Here is a 22,515-nt window from a genome sequence, read left to right as displayed (position 1 = left end):
TAAGTGAAGCCAACAACGTAATGAAGAAACGTGTCAGAAAAATGACATGAAAAGACAGCGGATCGGCAAAGAAATACGTATAGCAATCACCAGAAATGTAAACCTCTGTCTTGATCTGTGACAGCCGAAATACTTTTGGAAATTATTAGAAACTTAATTAATTCACCTCAAACGGCTTTCTTCGCCTCGTTCATTAAACGTTTAGCCAAAAATATAAACTTTCCCTAAACACGAATGGATTGAGGATTGACGATCTGCCATAAAAACATCTCATCAACATTTAAGATTAAAAAACCCAACAAAAACAGCATAAAACTGCGATACCCATCACATTTGCAGTCATAAACATCCCTTGTTAAGGTGCCCTCAGATTAATTTGATGACGAGGAAACACGCATGAAAAAGCTTAACGTTCTCATCCTTTCCGCTCTCACCGCCGTATCGGGCTCCGCACTGGCAATGGGCGGCAGCATTGAGCAGGGTAAAAACTTTACCAATCTGAATGTGGAAATGGGCAAATCAACCTCCGGTCTTTACACCGAAGGTAATTGGCTGAAAAACACCGACGACGGCACCACGACCGGTGGCGTGGGCGCAGGCTACAATTTCGAAGTCGGCCCGGTAATGCTGAACGCAGGCGCTAAGGCCCTCTACGTTGGCCCGAAGAAAGGCGATAACGGCGTGGCGTTCCCGGTCGGCGGCGGTGTGAACGTTGCCCTGACCGACAGCATCAGGGTATTCGGTGAAGGCTACGTTGCGCCAGACGGACTGAACAACAGCGTGAAGAACTACGTTGAAGCTAACGGCGGCGTAAGCTGGACCCCGGTCAAACCGGTTACGCTGAAAGTGGGCTACCGCCACGTGAGCGTTGATGGCAAAGACGGTCGTCCAAACCACACGCTGGTAGACGGCGCTTACTTCGGCGGCGGCGTGAGCTTCTAAGCCACCTGATAGATAAAAAAACCTGCCCTTCGGCAGGTTTTTTATTACTACGTCACTTACGCACCACCACCAGCTTCTGGTTCACAAACTCTTTGATCCCCAGATCCGACAGCTCGCGTCCGTAACCCGAACGTTTTACGCCGCCGAACGGCAGTTCTGCCGCCGTATCGGTGAGCCAGTTGATGTACACCATCCCGGTCTCAATGCGCGACGCCATTTTCTTCGCGCGCTCGATGTTCTGGCTGAACACCGCTCCGCCCAGACCGTAGTGGGAGTCGTTCGCCAGGGCAACCGCCTCGTCGTCGTTTTTCACCACATAAATCTGCGCTACCGGACCAAAGAACTCTTCGAAATACGCCGGGTTATCGCGCGAGATATTGGTCAGGATGGTCGGCTCAAAGAAGCTCCCGTCACGCTGCACCGGCTTGCCGCCATGGTGCAGCTTCGCGCCGTTTTTCACCGCCTCGTTAACCTGTTTAGTTAGCGTCTCCAGCGCGTCTTTGGATGACAAAGGCCCCAGCGTGGTACTTTCGTCCAGCGGATCGCCAATCTTCACCTGCTTAAACGCCTCGGTGAATTTGTTCAGGAAGGCGTCTGCAATCTTTTCATGCAGGATAAAGCGCTTCGCCGCGGTACAGACCTGCCCGGCGTTATTAAGCCGCGCGTTAACGCCGATCTTCACGGCTTTCTCCAGATCCGCATCGTCCAGCACCACGAAGACGTCGTTCCCGCCCAGTTCAAGGGTCGATTTTTTGATGTGTTTCGCAGCCTGTGCCGCAACCACGCTACCCGCTTTTTCTGAACCGGTCAGCGCCGCCCCCTGTACGCGATCGTCGGCGATGATGTTCGCCACCTGTTCGGACGAGATAAACAGGTTGGTCCACGCCCCTTCCGGCGCGCCCGCTTCACGTACCAGCTGTGCAAAGGTTTCTGCACAGTGCGGCACGATACTGGCATGCTTGGCGATCACCGGGTTGCCCGCTGCCAGGTTTGGCGCCAGAACGCGCATCAGCTGATAGTATGGGAAGTTCCATGGTTCGACGGCCATCAGCACGCCGATGGGGTGATGTTCAACCCATGCTTCCCCGAGTTCAGAGTCATACTTCACCGGGGCCAGGAACTGCTTCGCGTTGTCAGCATAGTAGCGGGCGATTTGCGCGCATAGCTTCACTTCACCACGGCTTTGTTCGATGAGCTTACCCATCTCCTGACTGGCGATTTTCGCCAGATCCTCCGCGCGTTCGTCGATCAGGTCCGCCAGCTTATGCAGCACCGGCAGGCGCTGGCTTATGTCACCTTTCGCCCAGCCGGAGTGATAGAGCGCATCGGCTGCCTTCAGCGCCGCTTCAACGTCTGCGTCAGTGTGAGAGGGATATTCTTTGATGAGCTGGTTCGTGGCAGGATTTACTGTCTGGTAAGCCATATCGAATCTCCTTGTTTTACCGCTTAGGGTATTAAGGGTAGTCAATGTGACTGGCTATGAAGGTAAAGTTGGGTATATACGGAAGGTTCTTAATGAAGCGCTGCCAGACGGTTCGCTGACGTGGTATAAAAAACGTCCAGAAGGAGTTCATATGACCGATACCCGACACATCCGGCAGACTTTTCACCGCGCCTCAGGCCTTGAGCTGCGCAGTACGTGGCAGAGCACGCAGGCCTATAAGCGTCATTGTCACCCGCAGCTCTCCATCGGCGCGATTGTGGAAGGGCAGACCTGCTGCGTCAGTCATGGGAGAGAGTCTATCCTGAACCCCGGCGATCTCATTGTCATCCCGGCTTACGCGCCGCACAGCTGCAATCCCGTCAACGGGCAACCGCGCAGCTACCATATGCTCTATATCGACACCGCTCTTCCTCTGGCGTTCCAGGTGATTCGCGACCCTGCGCTCTTTAAGCGCTACCTTGATGTTGTTGAGACGATGTCACCTGCCTCCGTGGACACGCTACTTTCTGCCCTTCCCCGCAGCGTGGAAAACGCAGACGCGCTTCGCTCTACCAGTCAGCACCTTCAGCAGGCATTTCTTGCCGACCTGGCCGCACCACCTTCGCTTGACGAACTTGCGCAACGATTCTCGCTGCGCAAGGAGACGCTGATCCGCACCTTCCGGCAGGACACCGGCCTGACGCCGGTCAGCTTTCTCAACGTTTCCCGCGTGGAGTACGCCAAAGCGCGGCTGCGTGCCGGAGACGACATTGCCGACGTCGGCTACCAGAGCGGGTTTGCCGACCAGAGCCATTTTCATAAGACCTTTGTGCGCTACACCGCCGCCACACCGCGCCAGTACGCTACGGGCCGATCAATAACAGACAATAAATAGGTTCTGTATTTTCGTAGTCTGGCCCCAGTTTTGCATTCTGAGGTCGCTATGGAACTATTCTTCCCTTCCGCTTTTCTCGCCCTGGCGCTGGCGCATTTTGTTGCCCTGTTAAGCCCTGGCCCGGATTTCTTCCTGCTGATGGGCTACGCCGCCCGCTACCGACTGCGCGGCAGCGCCGGATTGTGCATCGGGATAGCGGCAGGAAACGGGCTTTACATTTTGCTGGTCATTATAGGATGGAGCGCGCTGCGTCAGTTCGCGTGGCTGTTCACGTTGATTGAATTATCCGGTGCACTGTATTTGCTCTGGATCGGCTCGCATCTTGTACGCAGCCGACCGCAGACGCTGGCGCTAAATGAAACAGATGAGCGCTGCCCTTCGCTGCGTAAGCAGATCCTGCTGGGGCTGGGTTCGGCGTTGTTAAATCCCAAAAACGCGTTGTTCTACCTGGCGCTAATGACGGCGTTACTCGGGCCGCACGCCACGCTGCTTCAGCAGGCGACCTGCGGCGTCTGGATGGTGATGGTAGTACTGGTATGGGATTTTGCGCTGGTATCGCTGATGGGGTTACCGGCGGTTCAGCGAAAGCTCAGCCGTTCGCTCTGGCTGATAGAGCGCACGGCGGGGGTGGTATTGATGGGGTTTGGTGGGTGGGTGCTGTGGCGGTTTTTGCACTTTTCCCCCGTATCCCTCTATCCTTAACCCATGGAAAAGCATACCGAACTCAAACGCGCCAAGCTTCTCGCGCTGTCGCTGCTGCTGATTGCCGTCGCAGCGTTTATCACCACCCTGTTCATGCCGCAAACCTTCTGGGTGCGCGGCGTAAAGGCCATTGCCGAGGCGGCGATGGTTGGCGCGCTGGCGGACTGGTTTGCCGTTGTCGCGCTGTTCCGCCGGGTGCCCATTCCCTTTATCTCGCGCCATACGGCGATTATCCCGCGCAATAAAGACCGCATCGGCGACAATCTCGGCCAGTTCGTGCAGGAAAAGTTTCTCGATACGCAATCCCTTGTCGATCTTATCCGTCGCTACGAGCCCGCACAGATGATTGGGACCTGGTTCAGCCAGCCCGATAACGCCCGGCGCGTGGGGCAGCATCTGGTGCAGGTGATGGGCGGTTTTCTGGAACTTACCGACGATGGGCGCATCCAGCGCCTGCTCAAACGCGCGGTGCATAAGGCTATCGACAAGGTCGATTTAACCGAGACCAGCGCCGTCATGCTGGAAAGCATGACCAAAAACAACCGTCACCAGGTGCTGCTGGACGCCATCATAAACCGCCTGATTACCCTGATTCAGCGGGAAAGCACGCGGGAATTTATTGCTGACCAGATCGTTCACTGGCTTAAGACCGAGCATCCGCGCAAGGCCATGGTGCTGCCCACCGAGTGGCTGGGCGATCAAAGCGCGGAGATGGTGTCGAACGCGGTGAACACGCTGCTGGACGATATCAGCCACGACCGTACGCACCAGATCCGTCAGGCATTTGACCGCGCCACAATCAAGTTCATCGACAATCTGAAAAACGATCCGGAGATGACGGCGAAAGCCGAGAATATCAAACACTACCTCAAGAATGATGAGGCCTTTAACCGCTATCTGGGGGAAATGTGGGCTGACCTGCGCCAGTGGCTGAAAAATGACATGCAGAGCGATGATTCCCGCGTGAAGCAGCGTATCGCCAACGCCGGGCTGTGGTTTGGCGAAACGCTGACCAACGACGCCAGCCTGCGGGCGTCGCTGAATGAGCATCTGGAGCAGGCCGCGCACCGCGTGGCGCCGGATTTCGCCGCGTTCCTGACGCGCCATATCAGCGACACGGTGAAAAGCTGGGATGCCAAAGACATGTCACGCCAGATAGAACTCAATATCGGTAAAGATCTTCAGTTCATTCGCGTTAACGGTACCCTGGTGGGCGGTACGATTGGCCTGATCCTGTTTCTGCTCTCGCAGCTACCCGCCGTGCTGGGGCATTAATCCGCTTTTGGCGGCGCGATAACGTAGCGCGTCGCCTCGAAGCGATTCAGGATCAGGTGCACCAGAAAGACCATCGTCAGCGTGACCACCAGCGCGAAGGTAACGGAGGTGATGCGGTACAGATCGCTGAACACCAGGTCGCTGTCCGGGTGCATGTTCTGCCCGAACATAATGCCGATGGTGGTGATACTGGCGAAGCCTACCCCGGCGCCGACCTTCTCCATTACGTGCAGACGCGCGCCAAACGCCAGTCCAAGGCCAATCAGCGGCATCATCAGCAGCATATGGCTGCTGTGATCGTAGAGGATAAGCTGGACGACAAGGATATAGAGGCACCCCAGCACCACGCCAACCACGCGCCAGATGGAGCTGATAACCGAGCCGCGATAGTGCATCGGGAACAGGATCAGAATGCCCGCCATCAGCGCCGAAAGCGAATCGCTTAAGTCGCTAATCTGAAACACGACGAAAATCAGCGTCGCCACGGTGCCGGATAGCAGCGACTCGTGGCGCACGCGGGCGTCGTCTTTCTCAATCAGCGGCGGCGGCTTGCGCGGCTCCACGTCCGGCAGCAGGTAGTTCATCAGCGCGCTCAGGCACACCGCCATCACGCTCGCTTCGATGTTAGAGAATAAAAGCGTGTGCCAGTTGGTGGTGGGGTAGCTCATAAAGTTGAGCATCACGCTCTGGCAAACCACGCCCATCGAGCCGAACAGGAACAGCGGCCCCTTACTCATAAAGCGAAAACGCATCACGTACAGGGCAAACACCACCAGCGTCATGATGACCGGCCACTGCGACAGATAGCCGATAATCAACACCATTTCGACGCAGTTCAGCGAGGCGCTGAAGATAAACTGCTTCGCCACGTGGCGATTAAACACCGGTACCAGCGAGAGAAGCATGATCGGGTAGACCACAAAAAACACGCCGTAGCTGGTGTTGTAGAAACTCGAAATACTGAGCGCAATCATCCCGGCAAAGACGATACGCAGGGTCTGGCGAAAGTCGTTTGCCGTATAGACGATGTTGCCGTGCGGGGTAAATACCCGTGCCAGGGTGCTAATAGACATAGTGAAGCAGGCTCACCAGATGGATTTGCATCCCGGAGAAGAATCGCGCAAACGGCCCTTCGCTGTTGTAGAGCTGCACGGTGGCGCGCGCGCCGGTCGGCAGCGGCTTCGGTAAGGCTTCGTTCAGCGCTACGTGAATGCGCATACGCTGGGCATCACGCACCCAGCGGTTGGAGGTTTCCGGTTCAGAAAGTTGACCGTTTACGGCCTCCTGTCCGGCGAGGATCCCCGCGTCGCTGCTGGTAACGTGGGCACGGAAAACGTGCCCCGGGAAGGCGTCAAACACCACGGCAGCGTCGGTCCCCTGATGGGTATGACGCAGGCTCTTCTCGCGGAAATCCGCCACGATATCGATCCGGGTGTTCACCAGCGCCAGCGCAGCCGAACCGGATGAGGCGTAAAAACCGGGGCTTAATTGCAGGTTACTGACCGTGCCGTCCGCCTCGGCGTAGACCTTCGTCCAGCCAAGATTCAGCTCCGCTTCATCCAGCGCGTTACGGTATTTTTGCAGCGTCACGTTACGGTGCTCATCCCGCTCGCCGCGCTGAATGCGCAGGTTATGAATATTCGCCTGGATCGAGCTGACGGACTGCTCGCTGCTCTGCCAGGTGGTACGGACCTTATCCAGATCCGCCTGCGATACGTTCTGCAAGGTGCTCAGTTTCTGGTAGCGGTCGAATGTCACTTTGTCGTTACGCGCGGTCAGCACGGCGGTTTTCAGGCTGGCCTGCGCTGCGGCAATCTGCGCATCCAGCTGATCGTTAGACAGACGCGCCTGTTCTAGCGCGATCTGCGCCGCCTCGACCTTATTGCGAAACGGCGTGGCGTCGAGCTCAAACAGCAGATCGCCTTTCTTAACCTGGCTATTGTTATGGACATGTACCGCCGCCACATACCCGGAGACGCGGGCAGACACCGGGGTCACCACGCGCATCACGGTGGAGTCCGGCGTCAGCGGGATCCAGATATCCGCGACGATAAAGTAAACAAACATCAGCAGGAAAGAGGCAATACTCACCCTTACCCAGCGGGCAAACTTTTGTTCAGGAGTCATTATTTTTCGGTCTTATTATCTTCTTCGCGGATTGTCCGCAAATTGCAGGCGATTTGATTGAGAGTGGCGCTGAAAATATCGATATGTTCCGGCGCGATGTTTTGCGATAAGCGCGCCTGGAACGTCTCAATCACCTGAGAGAGCCTTTCAAGAATGGCTTTTCCCTCAGGCGTCAGCGTCAGCAGCCGGATACGCTTGTCATACGGCGAGACGGTGCGCAGCAGGTAGCCCTGCTTTTCCAGCTGTGTCAGCGTGCGCATTAGGGGAGGCAGTTCAATGCCCTGCACTTCCGCCAGCTCGCTGACCGAGACGTTATCCCCGAGTTGATGAAGCTGCATCATCACCGTCCAGCTCGACTGGGTTAACCCGGTGTCGAGAATGGCGTCGTCGATGACTGCGCGCCACTGACGCACGATCATCGCCATCCGCATGCCCATCGGCCTGCGGCTAAACAGATCTTCTTCACTCATGGGGAGCCCTCTCGTAGTACGCCATCACGATAATAGTTATCAGGATAAGTATCAAGAAACGAGAAGTTAAAGCGCAGGAATTGCGAAACGATGTTCTCCCTCTCCCTGTGGGAGAGGGTCGGGGTGAGGGCATCAGCCCGCAGCGGCGTTTAGCGGCTAAAATGCTTCCTGACGGCACTTTTCCCCGAAGCCGTCACCACCACCTCCCGATAACCCGCCACCCGCTGGATCCAGCCTTTGCTTTCCATGTGGATAAGCAGCGCAGCGCCCGCCTCACCGCCAAGATGAAACCGCCGCTCGCTCCAGTCCAGGCAGGCGCAGCAGGCCTTCCGACGCGGATGAGCGCTTAACGGAATACCGAGCGCCAGGAACTGCTCCCGACCATACAGGGTCAATGCGGAACCGTCAGCCTCCAGCCAGCCTTCCGCCTGCATGAAATCATAGATCTGCACCGCCACCGCGCCTGCGAGATGGTCGTAGCAGGTCCGGGCTTCACGCATGGCTTTCGGCGCGCTGGTTTCCGGCGGGGTAATGCGGCTCCACGAAAGCCCCATCATCTGTTCCACCAGCGCCGCCACGTCGTGCCCGGCAAGACGATAATAACGATGCCGCCCTTGCGACAGGCAGGTAATTAGCTGCCCTTCAACCAGCCGGGCAAGATGCCCGCTGGCGGTCGACGGCGCAACGTCTGCCGCCGCACTCAGTTCAGTGGCCGTCCACGCACGCCCGTCCATTAGCGCACAAAGCATCTTCACGCGCGACGGATCGGCCATTGCAGCCGCCACCGCGGCAATCGCCTTTTCCAGCATCGCGCTGTTATCAGAGGGTAAGCTCGTCTTTAACATTCGTCGCCCAGGGTGTGGTGATCTCAGCGGCCAGCTTATCATCATCCGTCAGCAGAATAAGGTGATTCGCATGGTCACTGTACTGAGTCAGGATAGACACGCCGCGTGCCGCCAGCGCCGCCGCTATCTCGCCCAGCTCGCCAGGACGCTCCTGCTTAAGCTTTCTGATCACCGGCTTTCGCAGCGCCTGCACGGTAAACCCGGCGTCGAGCAGCACACGGCGGGCTTTTTCCCCGTCCTCCACCAGGAAATGGGCATCGGTACCGAAAACGCCGCCCCCCTCCAGCCCCACGCCGTTACGGCCTAACAGCTGTCCAAAGCGCGCCAGCTCGCCGGGCCCGTCGCGGAAAATCACGTGAACGTCATACATCCGCGCGCCCTCCCGTTTCGGAACTGTACTCCCGCACCAGCTGTGCCACGCGAATACGGTAGAAAGAGAAAATCGACTCCCGCCCTTCGGCCTGCGCCGCCTGATGGAAGACGTTCTGCTTCCAGCGGCGGACGGCCTCTTCATCCCGCCACCAGGAAAGGGAGAGGATTTTGCCGTCGGTCGTCAGGCTCTGGAACCGTTCGATATCGATAAAGCCGTCGATGTCGGCCAGCAGCGGCTTAAGCTCTGCGGCAAGCTGAAGATAGCGCGCCTGATGGGCAGGCGCGGCTTTGGCTTCGAAAAGGACTGCGATCATGGTTTTCTCTCCGTTGTGATGTTGGGGAGAGAATGCAGGAGGGAAAAGCACAATGCTTCGGTAAAGAGCGAAGCTTTAGCCCAGAACCGACCTCGGCTCCATAAACGCGCGGATCCCCCACTCGCCCATCTCGCGCCCCACGCCGGAGTGCTTAAACCCGCCAAACGGCGCTTTCGGTTCATGAGCCAGGGTGTTCACCAGCACGCGACCGGAAACAATCTGCTGTGCCACGCGTCGCGCGCGGTCCACATCGCCGCCCAGCACCATCGCGCTCAGGCCGTACTCGGTATCGTTGGCAATGGCAATCGCCTCCGCCTCGTCCTGATAAGGGATTACGCACAGCACCGGGCCGAAAATCTCGTCGCGGGCAATGGTCATCCGATTGTTCACGCCTGCAAACAGCGTCGGACGCACAAACCAGCCGTCCCGCGTGCCTTCCGGTCGCCCTTCGCCGCCCGCCAGCAGGCGCGCCCCTTCTTCGATTCCTTTGCGGATATAGCCCTGCACCCGCAGCCACTGCTTTTCGCTGACCATCGGGCCGACGTCTGTCGTGCTGTTGCGCGGGTCGCCGGATTTCACCGCCGCCACGGCCTGCGCCAGCGCGGTTTCGATCTCCGCCTTGCGCGAGTAAGGCACCAGAATGCGCGTCCCGGCCACGCACGCCTGCCCGCTGTTCATAAACCCGGCCTGGATCACCAGCGGGATCGCCTGCGCCAGATCCACATCATCCAGCAGGATCGTCGGTGATTTACCGCCCAACTCCAGCGTCACGCGCTTAAAGCTTTCCGCCGCGTTGCGCAGGATCGCCTTGCCGGTATTCGTGGAACCGGTGAACGAGATTTTCGCGACGTCCGGATGGCGGCTGATTGTGTCACCGACCGTCTCACCCCGTCCGGTGACGATGTTAAACACGCCCGGCGGTAGCGCAGCGTCGCGCAGCGCTTCGGTGACAATCTGCGTTTGCAGTGCGCTCATTTCACTCGGCTTGATGACCGCCGTGCAGCCCGCCGCCAGCGCGGCCGCCAGTTTGCCGCAGATAAACCCCGCATCGCTGTTCCACGGCGTAATCAGCCCGGCCACGCCGAGCGGCGTCATCTGCACCGTTGCGGCACCTGCGGAGGTGACAAACTCAAATGCCTCCAGCGCCTCGATGGCCTGAGCAATCACCTCTGCCGGATAGCTTGCCATCCACGCCGAGCGCGAGGCGGGCGCGCCGTACTCTTCAATGACCGCTTCCAGCAGAGCGTCGTGACGAGCGGCCACGGCGGCGTGCATGCGCTTCAGCGCGGCGATGCGTTCCTGCTTTGTGGTCTGCGACCACGCCGGAAACGCCGCTTTCGCCGCCGCGATAGCGCGTTCAGCGTCAACCTCATCCGCCAGGCGAACCTGGCCGATGACCTGCGCCGTCGCCGGATTGTACAAATCAAACCGTTCGGTACCGTGCGGGGTAACAAACTCGCCGTTAATAAAGATCTGTTCGATGGTGTGCATATAAACCTCCTCAGGCTGTGTGAGCCCAGTCTGTCACGGCTTCTCCGTTGCGATAATCCACGCTATGCTGCAAGGGTTGTTTCGATTTTCAGGATAATCTATGCATCGTTCAGGTCTGACAGAGCTGGAAGTGGTGATGGCGGTGGTGCGGCGCGGCAGCTTTCGCGGCGCGGCGCAGGAACTGGGGATGTCCGCCACGGCGGTCAGCAACGCCATCGCCGGGCTGGAGAGCCGCCTTGAGACGCGGCTTTTCAACCGCACCACCCGCAGCGTGGCGCTCACCGACGCCGGACAGCGCTACGTGGCGCGTATCGGCCCGGCGCTACAGGAGATCCGCCTCGCCGGGGAGGAGATCCACAGCGACACCGGGGAACCCGCCGGAACGCTGCGCCTCAACGTGCCGAACCATATCGGCACCCTGTTTCTGGACCAGCTGCTGATCGATTTCATGATCCGCTACCCGAAAATGCGCGTGGAAACGGTGAGCGAAGCGAGGATGATCGACATCGTAGCGGAAGGCTATGACGCGGGGATCCGCCTCGAAGAGTCCGTTCCGCAGGACATGATCGCCGTGCCGCTGACCGGTGAGATCCGCCAGCTCGTCACCGCCACGCCGGACTATTTCGCCCGTCACGGCATACCCGAGACGCCGGACGATCTGCTTTCGCATCAGGGGATCGGCATGCGTATGGCCCACGGCGGGATCTACCGCTGGGAGCTGGCCCGTCGGGGGGAAACGTACGCCCTTGCCGTGCCGCCGCGCTTTGCGACGTCCGATCTTTTTGCCTCGATCCGCGCCGTAAAAGCGGGGTTAGGGGTGGGATTTTTACCGGAAATCTATATTCAGGACGAACTGAAAAGCGGGGAGCTGGTGAGCGTCTTAAACGACTGGGCGCAGCCGTTTGCCGGGCTGCGCCTGTACTACCCCGGCCATCGCCACGTCCCGCCGGGGTTGCGGGCGCTGGTGGCGATGATCCGCGAGCGCGGGATTATTCCAGGTTAGCCTTGTTCAGCCCGTACGCCGCATCCAGCGAGCCCGGCTCCATGCGGGAGGTAATGCCCAGGCGGTTCCAGGCGTTGATCGCCACGATGGCGAAGTTCAGCTCTGAAATCTCCACGTCCGAGAAGTGCTCCGCCACGCTGCGGTACAGCGCATCGCTCACGCCGTGAACGCCGATTTGGGTCAGCGCTTCGGTGAAGGCCAGCGCCGCTTTTTCACGGGCGCTGAACAGCGGGGACTCGCGCCAGGCCGCCAGATGGTACAGGCGCAGCTCGCGCTCGCCGGCAATTTTCGCCTCTTTTGAGTGCATATCGAGACAGAACGTACAGCCGTTCAGCTGCGACACGCGAATGTCGATCAGGTGCTTCAGCGCCGGATCAATAGAGGTTTTCGCCACTTCCATGCTCAGGGCGGAAAGCGCGTTGGTGAGTGCAGGGGTGGCTTTGTGGTGGTTTACGCGAGTGCTCATTGTCTTTCCTCTTTTTTGTGCGGCATGTGTCATGCGATGAAGCAAATCTACGCCGTTCATGACATAGTAAAAAGATACAAAAAGCGTGAAATGAGGTAGGACATGAAGCCAGGCTATCACGAGATTTATTCCCGCTATCGCGACAACATCATGCGCGGCGTGCTGAAGCCGGGCGACAGGGTACCTGCCATCCGCCTGCTGGCGGAAGAGCTGAAGGTGGCGCGCAAAACCGTCGAGACGGCGTATGCCATTCTGACGGGCGAAGGGTATCTGGTGAGCCAGGGCGCGCGCGGGACGCGGGTGAATCCGGATCTTCTGCTGCCCGCGCAAAACGCCCCCACAGAACAAGCGACCGGCACGCTGCCGGCGTCGTTGATTAGCCAACGCGAACGAGCCGGTTTTCTGCGCCCCGGCATTCCCGCGCTCGACAGCTTCCCCTATAAAAAATGGCTGCTGCTGGCGGGCCAGGCGACGCGCGCCATGCGTCAGGATGAAATGCTCAACCCGCCCGTTCTGGGCTGGTATCCGCTGCGCGAGGCGATAGCCCGCTATCTCAATATCTCGCGCGGGTTATCCTGCACTGCGGAACAGGTAATGATCACCAGCGGCTACAGCGGCAGCCTGCGCCTGATCCTCGACACGCTCGCCAGCCGCAGCGATAAGGTGGTATTTGAGGATCCAGGCTACTTTATGGGCCAGCAGTTGCTCAAGCGCATTGTGCCCCGCCTGCACACCGTGCCGGTCGATCGCGCAGGGATGGATACGGACTACCTGCTGCGTAATCACCACGATGCCCGCTTCGCCATCGTTACTCCGTCTCACCAGAGCCCGCTGGCGGTGACGCTCTCCCTGCCGCGCAAGCAGCAGTTGCTCGACTGGGCGTCACAAAACGAGGCGTGGATTATCGAAGATGATTATGACGGCGAATTTCACTACACCCGCAAAGTGCTGCCGTCGCTGAAAAGCCTCGACCAGCATGACAGGGTGATCTTTATGGGCACCTTCAGCAAAACCATCATGCCATCGCTGCGCATGGGCTACGTGGTGATGCCCGCCAGCACCGTCGGCGCGTTTACCGACAGCGCGGACATCCTCACCAGTGGCCAGCCGGTGCTGACGCAAAAGATCCTCACCGCGTTTCTCAACGAAGGGCATTTTTTCCGTCATCTGAAAAAGATGCGCGCGCTCTATCAGACCCGCCGCGACTGGATGATTGCCGCCCTGCGTGAGGTCTATGGCGATCTGTTTTTCACCGAGCAAAACGACGGCGGGATGCATATTGTCGCGTTCCTCGCAAAGGGAAGCGCTGACCGGGAGATCGCCCGCTGCTGGCAGGAACAGCAATTGCAGGTCAATGCGCTTTCGGCGTGGTATCAAGGATCAGGAAAACGCTACGGGCTGGTGATGGGCTATAACAACGTGCGGTCGTATCAGGAGGCGCTGGATTTGCTGGAAAGGCCGAAACGGCAGACGCTAGAACTGTTGAGCTGAAAACCACCGGGTGGCGGCTGCGCCTTCCCCGGCCTACGGTCTCCTGTAGGCCCGGTAAGCGTGGCGCCACCGGGCAACCCTATGCTCACACATCATATCGCGATAACCCGACGTCCTTGAGCTGCTCGTCGCTCATCTGGCTCAGAATACGGCGGGTACGGTTGATGCGATACCAGTTACGCAGCGTTTTCGCTACCCAGACAAACGCGATAAACGGACGTTTTGAACGATTCTCGTAGAATTCCATGATGCTCTCCTCGCTGTGCCAGTGGGGTTATCATCCTGGAAATCGACCTGCGCAATACAGATGCAAAAACAACTTTTGTTTAACATACAGATCCGCTAAAACGGTATCTGCATGGTGGTTTATTCATCCATCTGTACTGGTTTAATGCTCTGTATGGTGAAAACAAAGGATACAGCATGACGCGCTATCAACATCTGGCCAACCTCCTGGCGGAACGCATTGAACAAGGGCTGTATCGCAGCGGCGAACGTCTGCCGTCAGTACGCACGCTGAGCCAGGAGCACGGCGTGAGCATCAGCACCATACAGCAGGCCTACCAGATCCTCGAAAACCTCCAGCTGATCACGCCTCAGCCGCGCTCCGGCTATTTCGTCTCGAAACGCAAAGCCCAGCCGCCCGTCCCGGCGATGACCCGTCCGGTACAGCGCCCGGTGGACGTTACCCAGTGGGATGAGGTGATGATGCTGCTGGACGCCCGCGCCGACAAAGAGATGATCTCCTTTGGCGGCGGCTCGCCGGACATTAACCAGCCGAGCCTGAAGCCCCTGTGGCGCGAGATGAGCCGCATCGCGCAGCATAACCCCGGCGAGATGCTGAGCTATGACGTGCTCGACGGGCGCCTGGAGCTGCGCGAGCAAATCGCCCGCCTGATGCTGGACGGCGGCTCCACCGTCGCGGCAAACGAAATTGTCATTACCAACGGCTGCCACGGCGCGCTGTCGATCGCCCTGCTCTCGGTGTGCAAACCGGGGGATATCGTGGCGGTGGAATCGCCGTCGTTTCACGGCACCATGCAGATGCTGCGCGGCTTTGACATCAAGGCCATTGAAATTCCCACCGATCCTGAAACCGGGATCAGCATCGAAGCGTTGGAGCTGGCGCTGGAGCAGTGGCCGATCAAGGCGGTGATCCTGGTGCCCAACTGCAATAACCCGCTCGGGTTTATCATGCCGGAGGCGCGGAAAAAGCAGGTGTTGGCCCTCGCCCAGCGGCACGATATCGTGATTGTCGAGGATGATATTTACGGCGAGCTGGCGGCGGAGTACCCACGCCCGCGCACCATTCATTCCATGGATATCGACGGCCGCGTGATCCTCTGCAGCTCGTTTACCAAAACCGTGGCGCCGGGCCTGCGCGTCGGCTGGATTGTGCCGGGACGCTACTACGACCGGGTGATGCACATGAAATACGCCGCGGGCGGGTTTAACGTGCCGGGCACGCAGATGGCGGTGGCGGCGTTTATCCGCGACGGCCATTACCATCGCCACGTGCGGCGTATGCGCCAGATTTATCAGCAGAATATGGAGACCTACACCTGCTGGGTGCGGCAGTATTTTCCGGCAGAGATATGCGTCACCCGCCCGCAGGGCAGCTTCCTGCTGTGGGTTGAGCTGCCGGAGACGGTCGATATGGTGTGCGTCAGCAAGCAGCTGTGCCGGCTGAAGATCCAGGCCGCGGCCGGGTCGCTGTTTTCCGCCTCCGGGAAGTACCGCAACTGCCTGCGGATCAACGTAGCGCTGCCGCCGACAGACAAAAATCGCGAGGCATTGAAAAAGATGGGTGAAGCGATTGTGATTGCGATGGAGGAGTAGTGCGGCATTTTGCCCTCACCCCGCCCCTCTCCCACAGGGAGAGGGAGAAAACCGCTCCCGCCCCCCGGCAAAATCAACAACTCAGAACTTCCACGAAACGCTGCCCACAATGCTGCGTTCTGCACCGAAGTAGCAGTAAGAGAGAGAGTTACAGGCCGCGACGTAGCTTCTGTCCGTCAGGTTATTGACGTTCAACTGCGCGCTCACACCCGTGAGCCCCACTTTCGACAGGTCATACCCCACGGTCATATCCACCAGCGTGTACGACGGAAGCGTATGGGTGTTCTGGCGATCGCTGGCGATCCCGTTGACATAGCGCACGCCGGAGCCGACGGTCAGGCCGTCCAGCGGGCCGGTTTTGACGTCGTAGCTCAGCCAGGCGCTGGCCATGTTACGCGGGGCATAAACGGCGCGCTTGCCCTCCTCTTCCGGGCTGCTCTTCTTGTAGCGAATATCCGTGTAGGTGTACGCCGCCTGCATACGCAGGCTGTCGGTCAGCTGACCAATCGCCTCCAGCTCAACGCCTTCGGATTCGATTTCACCAATGGAACGGTACGGATCGGTCGGCTCCTCTTTGGTGGCAATGTTCTTCTGGTTGATGCGGAACACCGAGGCGCTGAACTGGCTGTTCATCCCCTCTGGCTCATACTTCACGCCCGCTTCCCACTGCTTGCCCTTCATCGGATCCAGGATATTGCCCTGCTCGTCGGCAAAGCTGGTCGGCGTAAAGGCGGTGGAGTAGCTGACGTACGGCGCAACGCCGTTATCAAACAGATACAGCAGCGCCGCGCGGCTGCTGAAGTTGTTTTTATCCAGATCGCTGCGGGTGTGGTTAAAGTTGTCGACGTTCGACACGCTCACCTGGTCGTAACGCCCGCCGAGCGTCAGGCGCCAGCGGTCAACGGACATCTGATCCTGTAGGTAGTAACCGGTCTGGCGAAGCTTATGCTTTTCCCTGCTGTACTGGGTGATGTAGTCCGGCTTCGCACCGTAAACAGGATGGAAAGCGTCAATCGGCGGGAAGCCGCCGTAGTAGCCGGTGACGTTGTTGGTGCGGTCCTGATAGTCCATGCCGATCAGCACGCGGTGGTTCACCTCCCCGGTGTCGAAGCTGCCGTCGACCTGGTTATCCAGGGTGATGGCGTTCATCTTCTCGTCAGAGCCGGAATAGCCGCGATTCAGCTCGGTGTCATTCAGCCAGCCTGCGGCATACACCTGGTTCAGCTCGACTTTGGTGTGCAGGTAGCGCAGCTTCTGGCGCACAGACCAGCCGCTGTCAAACAGGTGCTCGATGTTATAGCCGACCATGTTTTCCCGACGATCGTACTTGTCGTAATCGTCCTCGCCCTCGAAGAAGGTGTTGGAGATTTTCTTACCGCTGTGCGGTACAACGGTGCCCTCATATGGCAGGCCGGAGTGGCTACCGCCTTCCGGATCGCGGTGCAGGTAGGCCATCAGATCCAGACGGGTGTTGTCGGTGATACGCCAGGTCAGGCTCGGCATCAGGGCGTAACGCTCTTCTTTGAGCGGATCGAACTGGGAATCAGCATAGCGGGTCATCCCGCTGAGGCGCACCGCCACGCGGTCGTTATCATCAACCGGTCCGGTCACGTCGAACATCGCCCCACGCTGGTTATTGTTACCGGCGAAGAGCTTAATCTCCCCGCCAGGATCGAACGATGGCTTACGGGAGGTGAGCGCCACAATCCCGCCCGGCGATGAGCGGCCATAGAGCACGGAGGCCGGACCGCGCACGACTTCGATACTGTCCAGGAACCACGGGTCAACCACCAGCGAGCTGTGGGAATTGGTGTCGCCCATCATCTTCAGGCCGTCGAGGTAGACGTTGTCCAGACTGCCGTCCGAGAAGCCGCGCAGCACCATGTAGTCAAAGCGGTTTGACGCCCCGATCTGGTTGCTGTAGACCCCCGGCGCGTAGCTCACGGCCTGACGCACGCTGGTTGCGCCCTGCTCTTCGAACTGCTCGCGCGTGACGATAGAGACCGACTGCGGGGTTTCAATATCCGGTGTTTCAAGCTTGGTGGCCGCAGACTGCATCTGCGAGGTCACCACCACGGTGTCAGTTTTTTGGGCATCCTGCGCCAGTAAAGGAAAAGCGACGCTACCGGTAACCCATCCCACCAGCAGTGCCAGACGCGATTTAGCAAACATAACCCTCTCCAGAGATATTTCTTATTGTTAATAAGAATTATTACCTTTTTGAGAGTGCAAACGGCTATGCGTACAGCCAGGTTACGTATGCGCGATGCTAAACCGCACGGGATGCATTCGCACGACAGGAGAAATTACGTTAGCGGAGTTTGCGCACGTCACCCGGTGAAATCCCGTAATGACGACGAAACGCGGTGGCGAAGTTGGTGGCATGCTGATACCCGCACATCCACGCCGCCTGCTGCACGCTGTGGCCTTCCAGCAGATAGCGGCGCGCCAGCGCAAGGCGACAGTTGCGGAGATAGTCGAAGAGGGTGCAGCCGTAGCGCTGACGGAACTTGCTGCGCAGGCTGCTTGGGCTCATTGCAGCCAGGGCTGCCAGCTGCGCGAGAGTATGATCCCGTTCAGGAGACTGTTCCAGCAGGCTCCGCACGCGTTCAAGACGCGCATGTTCAGGGCGGCTTGGGCAAGGCTGCTGGCGCTGGTTGAGGCCATGGCCGAGCAGCTGATACATCAGCCCCTCAAGCAACAGCTTGCGTGAAAGCACGCTTCCCCCCTGCCGCTGCGCATGCAGAATACCTGACATCACAAACTCGGGAACCTGCCAGACAAAGGCGGGTGCATTCAGGCTTTGCCATTCCAGAAGCAATGACTCAAGCAAGGCTTCACGTCCGGCATCGTGCGGGTACACGCCAAACGAGAGCGTTTTCAGCGTGCTGTCGGCATCGTGACGCGCGCTCATTACCTGATCTTCACTCAGACGTGAGCTGAACGCCATGCCCGGGCGGACGGGATAATTGATACCATTGAGCGTGAGCGTCACGCACCCTTCCAGCACCACCAGCATATAGAGCGGGCTGCTGTGGCGAGAGGTGGTTTCATAGGGCTGTAATACACGTACGTCGGAATGGGTCAGCGAAATGCCGGACGAGAGCATCATCTCTTCAACATTCCCCTGCAACACGGGGCTACCGCTGACCTGCGCCTCTTTTAACTGGGGGAAACGGTAGTCGATGCCATAGCGCTCGCCGAATACCTGAAAATCTTCAACAAAAAATATGCGTTTCGCTGATTTATTTTCACTCTGGAGCATCATTCGGGGCCTGCATCGGGAAAGGACAGGCAAAACAGTACCATCCATTTGCAATGGCAGCAATCACCGGGCGCAGACACTATTACGCTCCGGACGAAGCCGGAGCGAAGGCATATATTTCCTTGCGAGAGATATATTTATGCTTCCTGCCACTCAGCAAAAACCTCTTTATGGTTTTTGGTCAGGACAACTTTATTATCTTCGACTTTATCAACCCAGCCGAGAGGAATAAAATGGTGCTTGCCGCCCGATTCCGGATCGCTCTTCGCAAGCTTGATACGCTCACCATCAAGATGGTCCACAACCCCGACGTGCGTTCCGCAGCTGGCGACAACCTGAGTGTGATCCTTAATTGCGCTTTTATCTACCATAATTATTCTCCTGTTTCGGTTATTTGCCTGTTGCACGAAATTAACTGTAGCGCATAAATTAAGGTTTAAACGCCCTGTTAGCATTTTGAAACATCATTGACAGAACCGAATATTCATTCTACTTAACTCCGAAATGAAAAAATAAGAATGAGATGAATTATTACCGACTGATTATTCCCCGTTCATAATTAACTTATCGCAACCAACGAGGAGGTATTTATGACGATTCGCAACAATCGGACAGAAATTTCGCTGGCTCTTGGTGAAGCGGTTTTAGACATCGTGCAAAAAGGCCATGAGTTATCGCGAGAGAATCTCGCCCAGGCGATGAAAATCAAAGCGGAGAAAGAGCGCGACGACGAGCGGCTTTTGAACTACTGGAAGGCGTGTAATATGCTGGTTTGAACGTAGCGGCGTTTAGGCTGACTAAACGCCGCCTGCTGTTACTCGTCGAAGTACCAGTACCCCTGGTTAATCAGCCCGGTGAGTTCGTCCACAAACGCCGGATTATTCAGCGCCTCGCCCAGCTCGGCCTGGCCGAGCTCGGTGTAGCGGCACAGCGCGTCTGCCCCGTTCACATCCGCCGTTTCCAGCTGTTCACTGTTGATAAAGAAGCTGCCGTTAACGTTCAGCACGCGCAGGCCGCTCAGGCGCGACAGCGTTTCGCCGCCCTGAAGCGCGTCCAGCACCTCTTCTGCGGAATACGGCGGCTCGGCGGCGGCAATATCCAGCTCGTGACGTGGCGTGGAGACGAAGCTGCCAAACCATTTCGTGAAATCATCCGGCTTGCTAATCATGTCGATCATCATCTCGCGAATGCGATCAAGCTCGTACTGCTCCACGCGGCCCGGGTGTTCGCGGCAGGTCAGATCCGGATCGCTGTAGTGTTCGCCGCCCAGATCGTTCTCCAGCGCATAGTCGGCAAAGCTGCTGATCAGATCGCGACCGTTCGGCCCGCGAAAACCGACAGAGTAGTTGAGCGCGGTTTCATGGGTGAAGCCGTCATGCGGGAATCCAGGCGGAATGTAGAGGATATCGCCCGGCGCCAGATCTTCGTCGATGATCGGCTCAAACGGATCGACATGTAGCAGAGCCGGATGCGGGCAGAACTGACGCATCGGCAGCTTGTCACCCACGCGCCAGCGGCGGCTGCCCATCCCCTGGATGATAAACACATCGTACTGATCGATATGCGGCCCAACGCCGCCGCCCGGGACAGAAAAGGAGATCATCAGGTCATCGAGACGCCAGTCCGGCAGGACGCGGAACGGACGCACCAGCTCTGCGGCGGGCATATGCCAGTGGTTCACCGCCTGCGCCAGCAGAGACCAGCCGGTTTCACCGAGGTTATCGAAATGCTCAAACGGGCCATTGCTCGCCTGCCACTTGCCGTTAGCGTGGCTTACCAGGCGGCTATCGACTTCCGGCTCCATCGCCAGACCCGCCAGTTCATCAGGGGTAATGGGGTCGACAAAATTCGGGAAGGCATTTTTCAGTACAACGGGTTGTTTTTGCCAGTATTTTTCAAGAAATTCCGGCCAGTTCAGGTTCAGTTGATACGCCATGGTTAGCACCAGTGAGAGGGTAAACAGGCGCGATTATAGGTAAGAAAGCAGAGGGGGAACTTGTCATGGGTCAATCGAGCGCGTGTAGGTCGGGTAAGGCGAAGCCGTCACCCGACGCACACGCAGGCTAAAACTTAATCCAGGTTCAGCTCGTCATAATGGGTGATCAGTTTGCCCACGATGCCGTAGTCCAGCGCTTCCGCCGGTGACATCCAGAAGTTACGGTCGGTGTCTTTCTTCACTTTCTCCAGCGGCTGGCCGGTGGCGTCGGCAATCAGCTTGTTCACACGTTCCAGCATGCGGATGATCTCCCGCGCTTCGATCTCAATATCCGTTGCCTGACCGCGCACGCCGCCCAGCGGCTGGTGGATCATAAAGCGGGTATTTGGCAGCGAGTAGCGGTGCTCTTTTTTCGCCGCCAGGAAGATGGTGATCCCGGCGCTTGCCACCCAGCCGGTGCCAATAACGTGTACTTCCGGACGGATAAACTTAATGAAGTCGTGGATGGTATCGCCCGCTTCTACATGGCCGCCCTGGCTGTTGATGTACAGCTTGATCGGATCGTTACTGACGCTTTGCAGCAGGATCATCTGAGTGATGACTTTCTGGGCCAGCTCCTGGTTGATTTCACCGGAGATGACAATCGAACGGGATTCCAGCAGTTTTTGCTGTAGAGCGCCCGCGCCGTTTGTTCCTTCCGCTTTTTCTTTATCGTCACTGCTTTTCAGTGTGTAGTGCATCGTTATGTCCTCAGCTTGTCGCGCTCAAAATCAGAGTGTAGCCTGTTTTACCCGTCGGCGTCCTCACACAAAACATCGCGTGTCGTGCGCTGGCTCCGCCCCCGGAAAGGTCACTAAAAACAGCGCTCCACTCCTAACTAATTCGCCACATTTTTATTACACTTTCATATCATCTTCATATTGGTAAATGATAATAATAATTAATGTGTTAGTATGAATGAGGATAGCAAACAGTCGCTTACGTTCAAAAAGGCGCTATTTTATTGTCGATGATTTACTGATCACACACCGGGGCGGTGAATGGAACACATTGTTTATGTGGTTGATGACGATGACACAGTCAGACAGTCCGTTGTCAGGCTGCTGGAATCCGCGGATATGCACGCCCTTGGCTTTTCCTCAGCAGAAGCCTTTCTCAGCCATCCCTTTGAGGATCTGCCCTCCTGCGTGATCCTCGATATGCAGATGCCCACGATAACCGGATTTGATGTCGCAGATGCGCTGAAAGCCAGCGGGCGGGAAATACCGATCATCTTTCTCACCGGCCACGGCACCATCCCTATGTCCGTCCGGGCGATCAAAGGCGGAGCCTACGAATTTCTCACTAAGCCCGTTGAATCCAGCGCGCTCATCGGCTCCATCGAATCCGCGCTCAGACTGGCACAGCACAACGCCGCCCGCGTCAAAGAGCACTACGCCCTGAAGCAGCGCCACATGTCCCTCACGCCGCGCGAGCATGAGGTGCTTGAGCTGGCCATCAGCGGCAAGCTCAACAAGCAGATCGCCGCCGAGCTGGGCGTCAGTGAGATCACGGTGAAAGTGCACCGCCGCCGGGTAATGGAGAAAATGCAGGTCCGCTCCGTGGCCGAACTGGTCAGGGCCGTCGAGCGCCTGACCAAACATCAACCAGTGGAATAAC

General features: G+C 57.9%; 24 protein-coding genes. 9 read left to right on the top strand and 15 right to left on the bottom strand.

Annotation, left to right across the window (positions count from 1 at the left end; all coding sequences use genetic code 11):
* Positions 1 to 396 precede the first annotated feature (396 nt).
* The gene (locus O1724_RS03265; RefSeq protein WP_003856615.1) at positions 397 to 942 is read left to right on the top strand and encodes a YfaZ family outer membrane protein; all 546 of its coding nucleotides are present in this window, start codon (positions 397 to 399) and stop codon (positions 940 to 942) included.
* Between the two features lie 52 nt (positions 943 to 994).
* Here the strand turns inward: O1724_RS03265 and O1724_RS03260 are convergent, their stop codons facing one another.
* The gene (locus tag O1724_RS03260) at positions 995 to 2,365 is read right to left on the bottom strand and encodes an NAD-dependent succinate-semialdehyde dehydrogenase (RefSeq protein WP_479983916.1); all 1,371 of its coding nucleotides are present in this window, start codon (positions 2,363 to 2,365) and stop codon (positions 995 to 997) included.
* 151 nt (positions 2,366 to 2,516) lie between these two features.
* On the opposite strand from O1724_RS03260, the gene O1724_RS03255 reads away from it, so the two are divergent.
* From O1724_RS03255 to O1724_RS03245, 3 genes are read left to right on the top strand one after another with little or no spacing between them, the layout of a single operon-like run.
* Positions 2,517 to 3,260 carry an AraC family transcriptional regulator gene (locus tag O1724_RS03255; RefSeq protein ID WP_032661449.1) on the top strand — a complete coding sequence of 248 codons (744 nt, stop codon included), beginning with the start codon at positions 2,517 to 2,519 and terminating at the stop codon, positions 3,258 to 3,260.
* 48 nt (positions 3,261 to 3,308) lie between these two features.
* Positions 3,309 to 3,962, top strand: a complete 654-nt coding sequence (locus O1724_RS03250) for a LysE family translocator (RefSeq protein WP_063855390.1) — start codon at positions 3,309 to 3,311, stop codon at positions 3,960 to 3,962.
* A gap of 3 nt (positions 3,963 to 3,965) precedes the next feature.
* The gene (locus O1724_RS03245; protein WP_032608445.1) at positions 3,966 to 5,237 is read left to right on the top strand and encodes a DUF445 domain-containing protein; all 1,272 of its coding nucleotides are present in this window, start codon (positions 3,966 to 3,968) and stop codon (positions 5,235 to 5,237) included.
* On the opposite strand, the gene O1724_RS03240 is transcribed toward O1724_RS03245, so the two are convergent.
* From O1724_RS03240 to O1724_RS03210, 7 genes are all read right to left on the bottom strand, one after another.
* The gene (locus O1724_RS03240) at positions 5,234 to 6,310 is read right to left on the bottom strand and encodes a DUF2955 domain-containing protein (RefSeq protein WP_003863094.1); all 1,077 of its coding nucleotides are present in this window, start codon (positions 6,308 to 6,310) and stop codon (positions 5,234 to 5,236) included. The two genes, O1724_RS03245 and O1724_RS03240, sit on opposite strands and share 4 nt — an antisense overlap.
* The gene (locus O1724_RS03235) at positions 6,300 to 7,367 is read right to left on the bottom strand and encodes an HlyD family secretion protein (RefSeq protein ID WP_126297223.1); all 1,068 of its coding nucleotides are present in this window, start codon (positions 7,365 to 7,367) and stop codon (positions 6,300 to 6,302) included. The genes O1724_RS03240 and O1724_RS03235 overlap by 11 nt, the downstream gene beginning before the upstream one ends.
* The gene (locus O1724_RS03230) at positions 7,364 to 7,834 is read right to left on the bottom strand and encodes a MarR family winged helix-turn-helix transcriptional regulator (protein WP_126297224.1); all 471 of its coding nucleotides are present in this window, start codon (positions 7,832 to 7,834) and stop codon (positions 7,364 to 7,366) included. Before O1724_RS03230 ends, O1724_RS03235 begins: the two co-directional genes overlap by 4 nt.
* 149 nt (positions 7,835 to 7,983) lie before the next feature.
* The gene (locus O1724_RS03225; protein ID WP_032608444.1) at positions 7,984 to 8,679 is read right to left on the bottom strand and encodes an ArsR/SmtB family transcription factor; all 696 of its coding nucleotides are present in this window, start codon (positions 8,677 to 8,679) and stop codon (positions 7,984 to 7,986) included.
* The gene (locus O1724_RS03220) at positions 8,654 to 9,049 is read right to left on the bottom strand and encodes an amino acid-binding ACT protein (protein WP_022650340.1); all 396 of its coding nucleotides are present in this window, start codon (positions 9,047 to 9,049) and stop codon (positions 8,654 to 8,656) included. The genes O1724_RS03225 and O1724_RS03220 overlap by 26 nt, the downstream gene beginning before the upstream one ends.
* Positions 9,042 to 9,365, bottom strand: coding sequence for an antibiotic biosynthesis monooxygenase family protein (locus O1724_RS03215; RefSeq protein WP_028015378.1), 324 nt, complete (start codon positions 9,363 to 9,365; stop codon positions 9,042 to 9,044). Before O1724_RS03215 ends, O1724_RS03220 begins: the two co-directional genes overlap by 8 nt.
* A gap of 75 nt (positions 9,366 to 9,440) precedes the next feature.
* Complete coding sequence (locus tag O1724_RS03210; protein ID WP_063868748.1) at positions 9,441 to 10,856, bottom strand: aldehyde dehydrogenase family protein; 1,416 nt, start codon at positions 10,854 to 10,856, stop codon at positions 9,441 to 9,443.
* Between the two features lie 100 nt (positions 10,857 to 10,956).
* Between O1724_RS03210 and O1724_RS03205 the strand changes: the two genes are divergently transcribed.
* The gene (locus O1724_RS03205) at positions 10,957 to 11,859 is read left to right on the top strand and encodes a LysR family transcriptional regulator (protein WP_003863079.1); all 903 of its coding nucleotides are present in this window, start codon (positions 10,957 to 10,959) and stop codon (positions 11,857 to 11,859) included.
* Here the strand turns inward: O1724_RS03205 and O1724_RS03200 are convergent.
* Positions 11,846 to 12,325, bottom strand: coding sequence for a carboxymuconolactone decarboxylase family protein (locus O1724_RS03200; RefSeq protein WP_003863077.1), 480 nt, complete (start codon positions 12,323 to 12,325; stop codon positions 11,846 to 11,848). The two genes, O1724_RS03205 and O1724_RS03200, sit on opposite strands and share 14 nt — an antisense overlap.
* 102 nt (positions 12,326 to 12,427) lie before the next feature.
* Between O1724_RS03200 and pdxR the strand changes: the two genes are divergently transcribed.
* A complete protein-coding gene (pdxR, locus tag O1724_RS03195) occupies positions 12,428 to 13,816 on the top strand; it encodes a MocR-like pyridoxine biosynthesis transcription factor PdxR (protein ID WP_032608442.1) in 1,389 nt (462 codons plus the stop codon).
* 85 nt (positions 13,817 to 13,901) lie between these two features.
* Here the strand turns inward: pdxR and O1724_RS03190 are convergent, their stop codons facing one another.
* On the bottom strand, positions 13,902 to 14,063 hold the full coding sequence (locus O1724_RS03190) for a DUF1127 domain-containing protein (protein ID WP_003863073.1): 162 nt from the start codon (positions 14,061 to 14,063) through the stop codon (positions 13,902 to 13,904).
* Positions 14,064 to 14,239: 176 nt separating this feature from the next.
* On the opposite strand from O1724_RS03190, the gene O1724_RS03185 reads away from it, so the two are divergent.
* Positions 14,240 to 15,655, top strand: a complete 1,416-nt coding sequence (locus tag O1724_RS03185; RefSeq protein WP_126297225.1) for an aminotransferase-like domain-containing protein — start codon at positions 14,240 to 14,242, stop codon at positions 15,653 to 15,655.
* An 81-nt stretch (positions 15,656 to 15,736) separates the two neighbouring features.
* On the opposite strand, the gene foxA is transcribed toward O1724_RS03185, so the two are convergent.
* The 3 genes from foxA to O1724_RS03170 all read right to left on the bottom strand — a co-directional run bounded on the left by foxA (position 15,737) and on the right by O1724_RS03170 (position 19,291).
* The gene (foxA, locus tag O1724_RS03180) at positions 15,737 to 17,845 is read right to left on the bottom strand and encodes a ferrioxamine B receptor FoxA (protein WP_126297226.1); all 2,109 of its coding nucleotides are present in this window, start codon (positions 17,843 to 17,845) and stop codon (positions 15,737 to 15,739) included.
* Between the two features lie 121 nt (positions 17,846 to 17,966).
* Complete coding sequence (locus tag O1724_RS03175; RefSeq protein ID WP_032661421.1) at positions 17,967 to 18,923, bottom strand: helix-turn-helix domain-containing protein; 957 nt, start codon at positions 18,921 to 18,923, stop codon at positions 17,967 to 17,969.
* Between the two features lie 134 nt (positions 18,924 to 19,057).
* Positions 19,058 to 19,291, bottom strand: coding sequence for a DUF2171 domain-containing protein (locus O1724_RS03170; protein ID WP_003863067.1), 234 nt, complete (start codon positions 19,289 to 19,291; stop codon positions 19,058 to 19,060).
* Between the two features lie 219 nt (positions 19,292 to 19,510).
* Between O1724_RS03170 and O1724_RS03165 the strand changes: the two genes are divergently transcribed.
* Positions 19,511 to 19,696 (top strand): hypothetical protein, encoded by a 186-nt coding sequence (locus O1724_RS03165; RefSeq protein WP_003863066.1) that lies wholly within the window; start codon positions 19,511 to 19,513, stop codon positions 19,694 to 19,696.
* A gap of 38 nt (positions 19,697 to 19,734) precedes the next feature.
* Here O1724_RS03165 and O1724_RS03160 read toward each other — a convergent pair whose 3' ends face one another.
* Together O1724_RS03160 and O1724_RS03155 are read right to left on the bottom strand one after the other, a co-directional pair.
* The gene (locus O1724_RS03160; RefSeq protein ID WP_022650334.1) at positions 19,735 to 20,856 is read right to left on the bottom strand and encodes a ribosomal protein uL16 3-hydroxylase; all 1,122 of its coding nucleotides are present in this window, start codon (positions 20,854 to 20,856) and stop codon (positions 19,735 to 19,737) included.
* Between the two features lie 134 nt (positions 20,857 to 20,990).
* Entirely contained in the window at positions 20,991 to 21,596 is a 606-nt protein-coding gene (locus O1724_RS03155; protein WP_003863062.1) for an ATP-dependent Clp protease proteolytic subunit, read from the bottom strand.
* 300 nt (positions 21,597 to 21,896) lie between these two features.
* Between O1724_RS03155 and O1724_RS03150 the strand changes: the two genes are divergently transcribed.
* Complete coding sequence (locus tag O1724_RS03150) at positions 21,897 to 22,514, top strand: response regulator transcription factor (RefSeq protein WP_003863061.1); 618 nt, start codon at positions 21,897 to 21,899, stop codon at positions 22,512 to 22,514.
* The last annotated feature ends 1 nt before the right edge of the window (position 22,515 follow it).

The sequence above is a fragment of the Enterobacter cloacae complex sp. HYC074_NIDB genome (assembly GCF_056673345.1).
This window is presented reverse-complemented; position numbering and strand designations above follow the sequence as displayed.